Annotated in this window: 14 protein-coding genes; 12 read left to right on the top strand and 2 right to left on the bottom strand. The window is 62.5% G+C overall.

From position 1 onward, the window contains the following. Positions 1-4: 4 nt before the first annotated feature. From ACW4DH_RS02850 to ACW4DH_RS02810, 9 genes are all read left to right on the top strand, one after another. Entirely contained in the window at positions 5-1,117 is a 1,113-nt protein-coding gene (locus ACW4DH_RS02850) for an ABC transporter substrate-binding protein (protein WP_459634830.1), read from the top strand. An 82-nt stretch (positions 1,118-1,199) separates the two neighbouring features. Then, positions 1,200-2,261: a FecCD family ABC transporter permease gene (locus ACW4DH_RS02845; RefSeq protein WP_459634829.1), complete on the top strand. Its 1,062-nt coding sequence runs from the start codon at positions 1,200-1,202 to the stop codon at positions 2,259-2,261. Then, a complete protein-coding gene (locus ACW4DH_RS02840; protein ID WP_459634828.1) occupies positions 2,258-3,070 on the top strand; it encodes an ABC transporter ATP-binding protein in 813 nt (270 codons plus the stop codon). Before ACW4DH_RS02845 ends, ACW4DH_RS02840 begins: the two co-directional genes overlap by 4 nt. Then, positions 3,067-3,894 (top strand): alpha/beta hydrolase, encoded by an 828-nt coding sequence (locus ACW4DH_RS02835; RefSeq protein ID WP_459634827.1) that lies wholly within the window; start codon positions 3,067-3,069, stop codon positions 3,892-3,894. The genes ACW4DH_RS02840 and ACW4DH_RS02835 overlap by 4 nt, the downstream gene beginning before the upstream one ends. 134 nt (positions 3,895-4,028) lie before the next feature. Further along, positions 4,029-5,078, top strand: coding sequence for a M4 family metallopeptidase (locus ACW4DH_RS02830; protein ID WP_459634826.1), 1,050 nt, complete (start codon positions 4,029-4,031; stop codon positions 5,076-5,078). Beyond that, positions 5,075-5,398: a protealysin inhibitor emfourin gene (locus ACW4DH_RS02825; protein WP_459634825.1), complete on the top strand. Its 324-nt coding sequence runs from the start codon at positions 5,075-5,077 to the stop codon at positions 5,396-5,398. Before ACW4DH_RS02830 ends, ACW4DH_RS02825 begins: the two co-directional genes overlap by 4 nt. Before the next feature lie 139 nt (positions 5,399-5,537). After that, positions 5,538-7,247, top strand: a complete 1,710-nt coding sequence (leuA, locus tag ACW4DH_RS02820) for a 2-isopropylmalate synthase (RefSeq protein ID WP_459634824.1) — start codon at positions 5,538-5,540, stop codon at positions 7,245-7,247. 113 nt (positions 7,248-7,360) lie between these two features. Further along, positions 7,361-7,798, top strand: coding sequence for a DUF3465 domain-containing protein (locus tag ACW4DH_RS02815; protein WP_459634823.1), 438 nt, complete (start codon positions 7,361-7,363; stop codon positions 7,796-7,798). Positions 7,799-7,913: 115 nt separating this feature from the next. Next, on the top strand, positions 7,914-8,504 hold the full coding sequence (locus ACW4DH_RS02810; RefSeq protein WP_459634822.1) for a DUF4202 domain-containing protein: 591 nt from the start codon (positions 7,914-7,916) through the stop codon (positions 8,502-8,504). A 102-nt stretch (positions 8,505-8,606) separates the two neighbouring features. On the opposite strand, the gene epmB is transcribed toward ACW4DH_RS02810, so the two are convergent. Further along, entirely contained in the window at positions 8,607-9,623 is a 1,017-nt protein-coding gene (gene epmB, locus ACW4DH_RS02805) for an EF-P beta-lysylation protein EpmB (RefSeq protein ID WP_459634821.1), read from the bottom strand. Positions 9,624-9,723: 100 nt separating this feature from the next. On the opposite strand from epmB, the gene efp reads away from it, so the two are divergent. Together efp and epmA are read left to right on the top strand one after the other, a co-directional pair. Further along, a complete protein-coding gene (gene efp, locus ACW4DH_RS02800) occupies positions 9,724-10,290 on the top strand; it encodes an elongation factor P (RefSeq protein ID WP_459634820.1) in 567 nt (188 codons plus the stop codon). A gap of 67 nt (positions 10,291-10,357) precedes the next feature. Next, entirely contained in the window at positions 10,358-11,338 is a 981-nt protein-coding gene (gene epmA, locus ACW4DH_RS02795) for an EF-P lysine aminoacylase EpmA (protein WP_459634819.1), read from the top strand. A gap of 18 nt (positions 11,339-11,356) precedes the next feature. Here the strand turns inward: epmA and ACW4DH_RS02790 are convergent, their stop codons facing one another. After that, positions 11,357-12,610 (bottom strand): D-mannose isomerase, encoded by a 1,254-nt coding sequence (locus tag ACW4DH_RS02790; protein ID WP_459634818.1) that lies wholly within the window; start codon positions 12,608-12,610, stop codon positions 11,357-11,359. Between the two features lie 206 nt (positions 12,611-12,816). Here ACW4DH_RS02790 and ACW4DH_RS02785 point away from each other — a divergent pair, with 206 nt between their 5' ends. Further along, a complete protein-coding gene (locus tag ACW4DH_RS02785) occupies positions 12,817-14,082 on the top strand; it encodes an ABC transporter substrate-binding protein (protein ID WP_459634817.1) in 1,266 nt (421 codons plus the stop codon). Positions 14,083-14,111: the final 29 nt, after the last annotated feature.

Below are 14,111 nucleotides of genomic sequence, written 5' to 3'. Positions count from 1 at the left end.
TTTCATGATGATACGCGCGCGCCATCCCGCCGCGATTTGCGCTTACCTGCTGATAGTGCTGGCGGGCCTGATGCCCGTGCCGTCGCAGGCAAAAGAGATCGTCGACCTGCGAGGCAGAACGGTCGAAGTCCCCGATCAGGTCGATACGCTGTCCATCGATGACGGGCGTTATCTTGTCGCACTATCCCTGATCGATACGGATCCTGTGAGCCTGCTGGCCGCGTGGCCGCAAGATATCAACCGCCTCGGCCAGGCGTCCTATGAACGCTATCGCGAGGCGTTTCCGGTATTGGACACCCTGCCGAGAGTCGCGAGCTCGGCGGAAAACTTCGATATGGAGTCGGTGCTGGCGGCGGCCCCTGACGTGGCGTTGATATCGCTCGGCCGTGGCCCTAGCGACGCGCAGGTGGCGCAGCTGGAGGCGGCCGGTATTCCGGTGGTGTTCATCGATTTCTTCAATGATCCGTTCAAGAACCAGAGCCGCAGTTTGCGTATCCTGGGGCGCCTGACCGGAAACGAAGCCCAGGCCGAGGCTTACATAGAATTTCGGAACCGGCATCTGCAGCGAATTTCCCGACGCGTTGCGGAAATTCCTCCAGCGCAGTGGCCGAGCGTATTCGTGGAAGCGCATGCCGGCATTACCAACGATTGTTGCTTTTCGCCGGGCAACGGCGGCATGGGCGACTACATCGATTTCGTCGGCGGGCACAATATCGGCGCTGACGTACTGGACAAGGCCGCCGGCAAGCTGAATCTGGAGTACATCATCGCCAGCGATCCGCAGGTCTACATCGCCACCGGCGGACCGGATCTGCAGAAAACGGGCGGGCTGGTGCTGGGCGGAGGCATCGACAGGCACAATGCCCAGGCTTCATTACAAGCCATCACCCAGCGTCGAGGCATCGCTCAGTTGTCGGCGGTGAAAAAAGGCAATGTGCACGGCCTGGCCCACCAGTTGCTCAATTCACCGATCGATATCGTCGCCGTCGAAGCGTTTGCCAAGTGGGTACACCCCGAGTTGTTTCAGGACATAGACCCCAGCCACACGCTGGAAACGATCAACCGTCGCTTCCTGGCGGTACCCTATGAAGGCGTGGGCTGGATCGATCTGAAGTAGGTTGGCGAGTCGGCATTCTTGGCCTGGCGTCCTTGCCGGGTGTGACTGATAGGAAGAGGCAGCTCAATTGGATGGGACCACTGTGAAAGATGTATCCGGCAACTCGGCCTCGGTGCTGGTCTCCTACCGCCGTACGGTGGTGTTCCGGATAGCGATCCTGGCGGGGCTGGCGGTGCTGTGCGTCGCCGCTTTCGTGCTGGATCTGACGACCGGGCCGTCAGCGCTGACGCCCGATCAGCTCCTGGCCGGCTTGATTTCGCCGGATGACTTGTCGGCGCCCCAGTTGGCAATCATCTGGCAGGTGCGTATCCCCTATGCCCTCATGGCCTTGCTGGTGGGCGCCGCATTGTCCCTGGCAGGCGTGGAGATGCAGACGGTCCTCAACAATCCGCTGGCCAGCCCGTTCACGCTGGGGGTCTCTTCGGCGGCATCCTTCGGTGCGGCGCTGGCCATCGTGCTGGGGATCAGCCTGCCGTTCGTGCCCATGGACTGGATGGTGTCACTCAATGCGTTTTTGTGCGCACTAGGCTCGGTATTGTTGTTGCAGCTGATGTCGCGCTTGCGCGATGCCGGCGTCGAGACCGTGGTACTGCTGGGGATCGCCCTGGTGTTCGTTTTCAACGCGCTGGTGGCATTCGTCCAGTTCGTCTCCTCCCAGGCGGCACTTCAGCAACTGGTTTTCTGGAGCATGGGCTCCTTGTCCCGCGCGACCTGGGCGAATGTCGGCGTGCTGGGCGTGGCGCTACTGCTCGTCACTCCGTTTTCAATACATGCGGCGGGTCGACTGACCTCTCTACGGTTGGGCGAGGATCGTGCGAGAAGCTTCGGTATCAATGTCGCGCGGCTGCGCTTCATGTCCTTGTTACGTGTCAGTGTGCTGGCGGCGACCTCCGTTGCCTTCGTCGGCACGATCGGCTTCATTGGTCTCGTCGGGCCACACATCGCCCGGCTGCTGCTGGGCGAGGATCATCGCTTTCTGTTGCCTGCCAGTCTTTTCACCGGCGCCTTGATCATGTCGCTGGCGTCGGCGGCGAGCAAGGTGCTGGTGCCCGGCGTGTTGCTGCCGGTTGGCATCGTCACCGCCATCGTCGGTGTGCCGGTGTTTCTGTTTCTCATATTCTGGCGTCCGGGGAGAACCGCGTGAACGCTAGCGACGACAGCTTGCAGGTCAGCCGGCTATCCACGGGGTATCGTAGGCGCAAGATATTGCAGGACATCAGCCTGCCGGCGATCAGGGCTGGCGAGGTGTATTCGTTGGTGGGGCCCAATGCCGCCGGCAAGAGTACCTTGATGCGTGCGCTGGCCGGGCTGCAGCCGGCGACGGGGTCGGTGCGGCTGCAAGGACACGAGTTGATCGGGCGGCCGCTGGTCGAGTGGTCGCGTCGCGTGACCTATATGCCGCAGAGTCTGCCTCAAGGCGTAGCGCTGAGCGTGTTGGAAAGCGTGATCAGTGCACTGCGCGCCTCGCCCACGGACGACATGATCCTGCAGCGCGGCACGCTGGAACGGCGTGCCGTCGAGGTGCTTGAACGTGTCGGGATTGTCGAGCTGGCAATGGAAAGCCTGAATCACCTGTCCGGTGGCCAGCGCCAACTCGTCTCGTTGGCCCAGGTTCTGGCACGTAAACCGCGTGTGCTCCTGCTCGACGAGCCGATCAGTGCGCTGGATCTGCACTATCAGCTCCGGGTCATGCGACTCGTGCACGAGCTGGCCCGCGAGCGCAGCATGATCGTGCTGATGGTATTGCACGACCTGGGCATCGCGGCGCGTTGGTCGGACGGCATCGTGATGCTGTCACGCGGGGGGGTGGCGGCGACCGGCACGCCGGTCGAGGCCATCACGCCGGAGACGCTGGCCCGTGTCTATGGGGTGCGTGCCAGTGTCGACCGCAGCTTCCAAGGCGCGCTGCAGATTACGATCGATGACGTGCTGGAGCCGGGAGAAACGAGATGACCGATCTTCAGCCGGTGAGGCTCGCGAATACGCAGACGCGCACGCTGTATGCCGAGGCCAATGGGGCCAGCTACCAGATTAGCCTATGGATTCCTCCTGGCCAGCCACCGGCGGACGGCTGGCCGGTGATCTACGTTCTCGATGCCAATGCCCTGTTCGCGACCTTCGTCGAAGCGATTCAGCGTGGCAGCCGCCGTCCGGACGCCACGGGCATCGGAGCGGCGGCCGTGGTCGGTATCGCGCACGCGGATGGCGATCTCTACGCGACCGAAAGTCGCTACCGCGACTACACGTTCGGCCCGTCGACTATGATTGCGAAGACGCGTGTCGGCGGCGGTGAGGCGTTCCTGTCGTTCATCGTCGATCAGCTGGCCATCGGGCTGCGCGAGGAATTCGTCCTGAATGCGTCGCGGCAGATTCTGTTTGGCCATTCACTGGCCGGCTACTTCGTGCTGCATGCACTGATGTCCCGGCCCGGCGCTTTCCAGACCCATGCCGCGATCAGCCCCTCGATATGGTGGGATGAGGCCAGCTTGTGCGCTCGGGTAGCCGCGTTGTCGGGTCATGAGGCTCGCGTATTCGTCGCGGTCGGGGAGTGGGAGGGCGAGGCGGCTCCCTGGCAGCGTCTTGCCCCCGGTTACGAGCAGCTCATGCAGCGACGCCGGGAGCGTCAGATGATACCCAAGGCGCAGGCGATGGCGCGGGAACTCAGCGGCGTCTTGGGAGAGGAGCAGGTGACTTTTCATAATTTCCCGGAAGAAGATCATGCCTCGGTATTGATGATCGCTATTCAGCGTGCGCTGCGCTTCGCCCTGGCTCCATGACACCGAACCGGAGTTTCTCGGTGCGGGAAGATCAGGAAATGTCCGGAAGGTATCCACGCGCGATCCATCTTGAGCCACACTGACAGGGGCGATTCCGGGAATCTTTCCGGTCTTCAGCTGACAGGAGGTCATTCATGGCACGTGCCTTTCTTCCTGCTGTGCAGGGGTTCATTCCGCCTTACGTACTCGAACGTATCGTCATTCATGGCAGTCCGCGTCTGCAGCAACGTGCTCAGCATACCCTGCAGGCGGACCAGCAATTGCGGCCGAGGATGGCGGCCACTGCCGCACCGAGGCCCGATGCCAGTTCCCGGCCGGGTCAGCCGGCGCGCTACATTTACTCCGCCAATCATCTTCAAACGCTACCCGGCACGCTGGTGCGTGAAGAGGGCCAGGCGGAAAGCGGCGATCCAGCGGTGGATGAGGCCTATCGCGGCCTGGGGGCAACCTACCGCTTCTTCTGGGAAGTGTTCCAACGCGACTCCATCGACGCGCACGGCATGCCGCTGATCGGCAGCGTGCATTTCGGTCAGGAATATGAAAATGCGTTCTGGAACGGTGCACAGATGGTCTTCGGCGATGGCGATGGCGAACTGTTCAATCGCTTTACCCTGGCCCTGGACGTGGTCGCGCATGAACTCACGCATGGCGTGACGGAGCGTGACGCCGGGTTGATCTACGCCTACCAGTCCGGGGCACTCAACGAGTCGTTGTCGGATGTTTTCGGCAGTTTGGTCAAGCAGTACCACCTGGGGCATAGCGCCACCCGAGCCGACTGGCTAATCGGCGACGGGCTGCTGACGGAACGGGTTAACGGCCGGGCGCTGCGCTCCATGGCCGCCCCCGGTACGGCCTACGACGATCCGGTGCTGGGGCGTGATCCCCAGCCGGGACATATGAACGATTATGTCGACACCCAGGCCGACAATGGTGGAGTGCACATCAATTCGGGCATCCCCAATCATGCCTTCTACCTGGCCGCCATGGCGCTTGACGGGTATGCCTGGGAAAGTGCCGGGCGTATCTGGTACGACACGCTGCGCGATTCGCGTCTGACGCGAGAGATCGACTTTGCCTCCTTCGCTGAACTGACGCGGGACAATGCGGATCGCCGTTTCGGCCGCCTCAGCCGAGAGGTCGATGCCGTCGATTCCGCCTGGCGCGAGGTGGGTGTGTTGAAATGAGTGCCTCGTTGCCTCCGCCGTTAACCGCTTCCAGCGTAATTGCCGTCAGCCGCGAAGGCGGCCTCGCGCATTTTCCGGGGTTGGCCGCGCCGCGGCGTATTCCCTGCGCGCAGTGCAGCGATGACCAGCGCCGACGCTTGCATGAATTGCTCAGCCAGGCGGCACAGCGTGGTGAGCATGACGAGCCGGCATGTGGGGCCGACCGCCGGGCCTTTCGCCTGGCCGTGGAGGAGGATGCTCAGCCACGCTGGACGGTCGTGATCGACGAAGAAAAAACGCCTGGCGAGCTGGTGGCGCTATGGAAACGGGGAGGCATGTGATGTCGGATCGGCGAGACCGATCAGCGAGAAGCCGTGCCGGACAGTCTGCGGTATCCTCTGATCAATGCCGTTCCTGCCGCGGGGCAGGATATTGTCATGTATCGTCGATCACTCAACCGCTGTGCCGAGGAGCCAGGCCATGATGTTGCAAGATCCTTCCGTAAAATATCGTCCCTTCGAGGCCGTCGACCTGCCCGACCGCCGCTGGCCGTCAAAGCGAATCACCCGTGCGCCGCAGTGGTGCAGCGTGGACATGCGCGATGGCAATCAGGCGCTGATCGATCCCATGGATCTCGAGCGCAAGCGGCGCTTTTTCGACATGCTGGTCAAGGTCGGCTTCAAGGAGATCGAGGTCGGGTTCCCGTCGGCATCGCAGGTCGACTTCGACTATGTGCGTGAACTGATCGACAACGATCTGGTGCCTGACGATGTCACCATCCAGGTGTTGACCCAGGCCCGCCCGCACCTTATCGACCGCACCTTCGAGGCGCTCAAGGGCGCCAAACGTGCCATCGTGCACGTCTACAATGCCACTGCGCCGGTCTTTCGTCGGGTGGTGTTCAATGTCGACAAGGCCGAGTGTCAGCAGATCGCCACCGAGGCCACGGCACTGATCAAGCAGCGCATGGCCGAGCATCCGCAAACCGAGTGGCAGTTCGAATACTCGCCGGAAGTGTTTACCTCCACCGAGCTGGATTTTGCGGTAGAGATCGTCGAGGCGGTCATGGGCGTTTATGCACCGACACCTGCAAGGCCGATGATCGTCAATCTTCCGGCCACCGTGGAGGTCGCCACCCCCAACCACTATGCCGATCAAATCGAGTGGTTCTGCCGTCAGGTCAAGCAGCGTGACAGCCTGATCGTCAGCGTGCATCCGCATAACGATCGGGGCACGGGCGTGGCGGCGGCGGAAATGGCCATGATGGCCGGCGCCGATCGGGTCGAGGGAACCCTGTTTGGCAACGGCGAGCGTACCGGTAACGTGGATATCGTGACCCTGGCGATGAACCTGTATACCCAGGGGGTGCACCCGCAATTGGATTTCTCCAACATCACCCCGCTCATGCGTGAGGTGGAGTATTGCAATCAGTTGCCCGTGCATCCGCGCCATCCCTATGTAGGCGATCTGGTCTTTACGGCGTTCTCGGGTTCGCATCAGGACGCCATTAAAAAGGGACTGACGGCACGGCGCCAACAGGGCGACGGCGTGTGGGAGGTGCCTTACCTGCCCATTGACCCGATGGACGTCGGCCGCAGTTACGAGGCGGTGATTCGCGTCAACAGCCAGTCCGGCAAGGGGGGCGTGTCCTATCTGCTGGAACAGGAGCACGGCATCGAGCTGCCGCGCCGGCTCTCCATCGAGTTCAGCCATGTCGTGCAGGAGGTGGCCGATCGCACCGGGCGCGAAATCACCTCGAAAATGATCTATCAGGCCTTCGAGGATGAATACCTGACGGCATCCGGGCCCTATGCGCTGGTCAGCCACCAGTTGTCCTCGGAGCCCGACAGCGCGCGTATTCGGCTGGACGCGGTCATCACCGAGAAGGGCGAGCGCAAGTCGGTCTCGGGTGAGGCCAACGGGCCGCTGGCAGCCTTCGTCAAGGCACTGGGCGGCCACGGCCTCGATGTCGAGATAATCGATTACCACGAGCACTCGCGTGGCCAGGGGGCGGATGCCGAGGCCATCGCCTATGTCGAAGTGCGCATCGAGGGGCAACCGGTATTCGGGGTGGGGATCGACGAGAGCATCACCAGTGCCTCGATGAAGGCCGTCCTGGCGGCGCTCAATCGTCACCATGCCGCGGGCCAAGTCCCGGCACCCAATGTTACGACGGCAACGCTGAGCTGATCCGGCGTAACGACCAGCCGCCCGACAGGCGGGATGTACCGGCCCCGTCTGTCTGGATAGGTTCTGCTCGTATGCAAGCACTTGCCTGAACACGCTGTCGTGAGAAAGGATGTATGAAAAAATACTGGCTCGTGGTGATCCTGGCGCTGGTGAGCGGCGGATACCTTGCCGAGCATGTCGGTACACCGACGGCGTCGCTTCATCAGATCGTTTCGGAGGCTGCGCTTACGCCGCGGCAGTCCTTCGAAGACCGGCGTAGCGATGTTCAGGTGCAAGGGCATGGAAAGGTCAGCACTATCCTCGCGGAGGATAATCGGGGCAGTCGTCATCAGCGCTTCATCCTGCGCCTGGCCAGTGGCCAGACGCTGCTCGTCGCGCATAATATCGACCTGGCGCCGCGCATCCCCGGACTGAAGCTCGGCGACAAGGTCGAGTTTTACGGCGAGTACGAGTGGAACGCGCAAGGGGGCGTGGTGCATTGGACGCATCGTGACCCGCAAGGGCGCCATGTCGATGGCTGGTTGCGGCATGACGCGACGCTCTATCACTAGCGGCCGCGGCACCGACGGCGATGCCAAGTAAATGTTTCATGCGGAACTGCTGGCGTTGGCGGGATGCCAATGCCGTGTCAGCATAGTGACTCCACACTGACCAACGGGAATGCGCATGTCATCCGATCGTTTTAATAGGGCCATCGAACGCCTCGATGCCGCCCACGGCGAAGATGCTCGTGAGGAAATGGTGGAGGGGAAGGCCTATCCCTACGAGCTGCTGTACGCACGGCGCATGAGCGACTGGCTGGCGCGTGTGGCGCCTGACGCTTCGGAAACGTTGCGTCTGGCGGTGCGGGCGCAGCATCTAAGGCGCTGGCAGAGCCCGCGGGAAGATTATCCCGAGGGACGGCCCGGGTATCTGACTTGGCGTCGCGAGCTCGGGCGTACCCAGGCGGAAGAGGCCGCACAGATCCTGCGCGAGGTGGGCTACGACGAAGCGACCTGCGGGCGCGTGGCGAGTCTGATTCGCAAGGAGAACCTGCGCCAGGATGCCGATGCCCAGGCATTGGAAGACACCGCCTGCCTGGTCTTTCTGCAGTACTACTTCGCCGAGTTCGCCAATGGCCATGACGAGGAGAAGATCGTGCGCATCGTACAGAAGACTTGGCGCAAGATGTCACCGCACGGGCATGAGCTTGCCGCCACCATCGCGCTGCCAGAACGCGAGCAGGGCTACGTCAAGAAAGCGCTCGGTACTGCCTGAACCGGCTGCTCAGCCCGCTTGGTCCACTTCGCCGTTCGAGGCGTCCTGGCGTGATATGACCGAGGACAGGCGCTGAAATGGGTAGACGATCCGCTGTATCGATCAGAGCGGCGTTTTCGACCCCTCTCCGGGCACTTCCCTGACCAGGCGTGGGAGCAGGAACCCGGCGAGGCGCAGACGCAATGTTGCCATCAGCGCTTGTGCCTCGGCATCGGAGACATCGAAGTGGGCCGCTCCGGTCACCGGGTCGAGCACGTGCAGGTAGTAGGGCATTACCCCGGCGGTGAACAGTGCCTCGGAGAGCTGGGCGAGGGTGTCGACGTCATCGTTGACGCCCCGCAGCAGCACGCTCTGGTTGAGCAGCGTGACACCGACATCGCGCAGCCGGGCGAGAGCCTCGATGACCGCGGCGTCGATCTCCTGGGGATGGTTGATATGCAGCACCATGACTTTCTGCAGCCGCGTTTTCGAAAGCCAGCCGAGCAGGGCGTCATCGACTCGGTCGGGAATGACGACCGGCAGGCGAGTATGTATGCGTAGCCGCTTGAGGTGGGGAATCTCGGCCAACTGTTCGACTAACCACGCCAGGCGCTCATCCTTGGCGGCCAGCGGGTCGCCGCCCGACAGGATCGCTTCGTTAAGCGAGCTGTCCTCGCGCAGGTAATCCAGCGTAGGCTGCCACTCGGCCCGCGAGGGCGAATTCTCGGCATAGGGGAAGTGGCGGCGAAAACAGTAGCGGCAGTTGATGGCGCAGGTCGGACTGCCGATCAGCAGCACCCGGCCGTGATATTTATGGATCAATCCCCGCCGCGGCGTATGCTCGGCCTCCTCGAGCGGGTCGCTGACGAAGCCGGCCACGACGTCGCGCTCTTCCTCCAGGGGCAGAACCTGACGCAGCAGTGGGTCGTGAGGATCATGCGGGCGGATGCGGGCCAGATAAGCCTCCGGTACGCGTACCGGAAACAGCTCGTGGCCTTGACGCGCGCCTGGCAGCCAGGCGGGATCAAGGCCCAGGCGGCGGCACAACTCCTGCGGATCGCGAATGGCGTTGCGCAACTGGGCACGCCAGTCATCGGCGCGGGCAATGGTCTGCACAGGAAGGAAGGTTCGGGTTATCATGCGGCCCACTTGGTCATTGTATGCGAAGCGCCACGGGCGTTTCGCGCAACGGATGGATGGTTGCGGGTCCGGCCCGCGACGTACTCAATAGCGAGGACTCATGGCGAACTATTCTACCAACGAATTCAAGGGCGGTCTGAAAGTCATGCTCGATGGCGACCCCTGCAACATTCTCGAGAATGAATTCGTCAAGCCGGGCAAGGGACAGGCCTTCAACCGGGTCAAGTTGCGCAACTTGAACACCGGCCGGGTGTGGGAGCGTACCTTCAAGTCGGGGGAGTCGTTGGAAGGCGCCGATGTCATGGATATCGAGATGGAGTATCTCTATAACGATGGCGACATGTGGTACTTCATGAAGACCGATGGTTCCTTCGAGCAGTACGCGGTGGAAAAGCGCGCGCTGGGCGATACCGAAAAGTGGCTCAAGGAACAGGTTCCGTATACCGTTACCTTGTGGAACGACAACGCGATTGCCGTATCTCCGCCCAACTTCATCGAGCTAGAAGTCGTCGAGACCGATCCCGGCCTGAAGGGGGATACCGCGCAAGGGGGCTCCAAGCCCGCCACGCTGTCTTCCGGCGCGGTGGTGCGCGTGCCGCTGTTCATCAATCAAGGCGAAGTCTTGAAAATCGATACACGTAGCGGCGAGTACGTCAGCCGCGCCTAAGAAGCACCCTGTGTTGCCGATGATCGACGCCGAGCCATGTGCTCGGCGTTTTCGATGGAACCAAGTCATGAACGAAACCGACGGCTGGCGGCCGAGCGCGACGGTCGAAACGCTGCGCGAGCGAGCGCGTTTGCTGAGTGTCATCCGCAATTTTTTTCAGGCGCGCGACGTCTGGGAGGTCGAGACGCCGATATTGGGACATGGAGGGACGACCGATCCGCACCTGGATGCGTTGTCGTTGCATGCACTGACGCCGAAGGGACGCGAACGGTTGTGGCTGCAGACCTCGCCGGAATTCCACATGAAGCGCCTGCTGGCGGCGGGTAGCGGGCCGATTTTTCAGCTCTCGCGCAGCTTCCGCGATGGCGAGGTCGGGCGGCGCCACAATCTCGAGTTCACCATGCTGGAATGGTATCGCCCAGGCGTCTCCCTGGCGGCGCTGATCGATGAGACCGACGCCCTGATCCGCAGCGTGTTACCGCTTGATCCCGGGCCGCAGCGGCTGCGCCGTTATCGTGTGCTGTTTCGCGAGCAGCTGGGCGTCGACCCTTTCACCACCCCGCTCGATGCATTACGCCACTTGGCGCAGACACGCGGCGACCTCGACATGACTGCGGCCGAGCGTGACGAATGTCTCGATCTGCTGATGAGCGTGGTCATCGAGCCGATGCTGGGTCGCGAGGGGCTCGACGTGGTCATCGATTATCCGGCCAGCCAGGCCGCGCTGGCCCGACGACATCGTGACCCAGAGGATGGCGCCTGGGTGGCGTCGCGTTTCGAGGTCTACCGGCTGGGGCTGGAACTCGCCAATGGTTACGATGAACTGACGGACGGCGAGGAGCAGGCCCGTCGCTTTGCAGAAGATAACGCCATGCGGCGCCGATTGGGCAAGCCCGAGATCGACGTCGACCGGCGTCTGGTGGCAGCGCTGCGCGCGGGTATGCCGGCGGGCAGCGGTGTGGCTCTCGGGGTGGACAGACTTCTCCAGCTGGCTTTGGGCAAGGCTCAGGTCAGTGAAGTGATGGCCTTTGCCTGGCAGGATTGCTGAAGCTCGCTTTGCGTGTATTTAGTATAGCCCGGCCAGTGCGGTCGCCGCCGTGGGGGCCAGCGGTAGCATCGGGAACAGCGTCGCCTGATAGGCATGATAGATATCGGGCTTGCCTGTCCATACGCTGGACGAGGGCACGTTGCGCGCGTCCAGTTCGTGAAACCAGCTGCCGCGGGCATGATCGATCAGATAGGTGTCGATATAGTCCCACCAGCTGCGGTAGAGCTGCTCATAGCGTGGGTTGCCGGTGCGCACGATAAAGGCCGCGGCCGCCACAACGGCTTCGCCGGCGACCCAGTGCATGCGATTCGCGACCACCGGCTTGCCTTCCCAGCCCAGCGTATAGACGAACCCCGGCGCGCCATCGACATGCCAGCCGCTCGCAACGGCGGTATCGAACAATGCCTGGGCATCCTCGATCAGCCAGGCCGGGGCGGGTTGTCCGGCACGCAGCAGGCCGGCTTCCAGGTTGAGCAGCAGGCGTGACCACTCCAGCGCATGGCCTGGGGTGAATCCGTAGGGGCGAAACGGATCGGACGGATTGTCCTGGTTGTAATCGCGCTGCTGCTGCCACTGGCTATCGAAATGCTCGACGACCCTATAACCGGCGCCGGCCGCGTCTGCATGGATCAGATGCTGGGCGATGCTGAGCGCGCGTTCACGCCACAGCGGGACCTGCAATACATCGGCCAGCGCCAGGAAGGCTTCGACGCAGTGCATGTTGCTGTTGGCGCCGCGATAGGCTTCGCTCTGCGACCAGTCGCGGGTATAGCCCTCCATGACCCGCCCTTCGGCGTCGGACCAGAAGTGCGCCTCGATCACTTCCACGGCCTGGTCGAGCAACTCGCGGGCACCGGGTCGGCCGGCGGCGGTCGCGGATGCGGCCGCCAGAGCGACGAAGGCATGCAGATAGGCTTCCTTGCGGGTGGCGGCACGGGCGTCATCCCCGGAGAGCTCGGGAAACCAGCCGCCATATTCCTGGTCGATGAACAGCTCGCGCAGGGCCTTCACGCCATGGTCCACCAGCGTACCGGCGCCGGGAATGCCCTGCAGAGTCGCCAGCGCGAAGGTATGGGTCATGCGTGCGGTGACCAGCGCCTGCGGGGGCATGGTGGGGTCCTGACAGCCAGCGTCGTCCAGCCAGCCGAAACCGCCTTCGTCACGGCGTGCGGCCTTGCCGAAGGCGATCAGGGCATCGCCCTGCTGAGCCAGCCAGCGTTGATGGCCCGGAGCGCTCAGCCAACTTGTAGCCGAAGAGGAGGGGGAGTGCATCAAGGCTCCTTCGCATACAGGAGGTTTGGAATCTATCGTTTGCGGGGTAAGGAATACTTTAATTAAAGACGTTAGTTGAATTGTCGTCCAGCGATTAACTCGCAATAGTATTTCCGGCAAACCTAATGAATATCGGCGCTGAAACACAACAGTCTAGACCCGGGCTATTATCGGTTTGGTAATAAAAACAAAATGGAGCGTGGTGCATGAAAACAATCTCCAACGCGATGAAAGGACTCGGTTGCGTACTTTTTCCGCTCGTGCTGGCCGCGCCAACGGCTCATGCCGCCGAGGTGGAGGTGCTCAACTGGTGGACCTCGGGTGGTGAAGCCAAGGCCCTCGGGGTGCTCAAGGACGAGCTTGCCGAAGAGGGCATCGGCTGGAAGAACATGCCGGTCGCCGGGGGGGCAGGCACCAATGCCATGGCGGTGCTGCGCTCGCGCGTGGCCTCGGGCAATCCGCCGACGGCGGCGCAGATTCTAGGTTTCGACGCTCGCGACTGGGCCCAGCGTGATGCATTGGCCCATCTCGACCAGGTCGCCGAGGAGCAGAACTGGAGCGAGGTGCTGCCCCAGGCGCTGCAGGATTTCGTCCGATATGAGGGCCACTGGGTCGGTGCGCCGTTCGAGATTCACTCCACCAACTGGGTGTGGGGCAACAAGGCGTTGATGGATGAGTTGGGCATCGAGCAGCCCAAGACCTGGGAAGACTTCATCGCCTCGCTCGAGAAAGCCAAGGAGGCCGGCTATACCGGCCTGGCTTACGGCGGGCAGCCGTGGCAGGACGCGACGGTCTTCGAAAACGTCGTGCTGGCCACCGGTGGGGCGGACTTCTATCGCCAGGCGTTAATCGATCTCGACGAGGATGCCCTGAATTCCGACACCATGGTCGCATCCTTCGATCGCTTGCGTGAGCTGCTGGCCTACAAGGACAGCAATTCATCGGGACGTGACTGGAATCTGGCCACCGCCATGATCATCAACGACAAGGCACTTTTTCAGATCATGGGCGATTGGGCCAAGGGCGAGTTCGACAATGCAGGGCTTGAGCCCGAGCAGGATTTCGTCTGCTTCCGCACGCCGGGCACGCAGGGCGCGGTGACCTTCAACAGCGATCAGCTGATCATGTTCAAGACCGAGGATCAGCAGCAGCACGAACTTCAGCAGACCATGGCCAAGACCATCATGTCGCCCGACTTCCAGATCGCGTTCAGCCAGATCAAGGGCTCGGTCCCGGCACGTATGGATCTGTCCGGCGACCAACTCGATGCCTGTGCCCAGAAGGGTTACGAGGAGGTCAAGGAAGCCGCCGACGAGGATACGCTGATGGGTAGCCTCGCCCATGGCTATGGGGCTCCCGCCTCGGTCAAGAACGCCGTGTTCGATATCGTCTCGTCCTTCGTGAACAGCAATATGGACAGCCAGACCGCTGCCGAGGAACTCGCCCGTGCAGTGAAGAGCGCCAGCGCCTAACGGCAAAAGAGCCCCGCCACGCGGGGCTT

Source organism: Halomonas sp. WWR20, from assembly GCF_054602495.1.
Note: the sequence above shows the minus strand (reverse complement) of the source record. Positions and strands in the feature narration are given on the sequence as shown.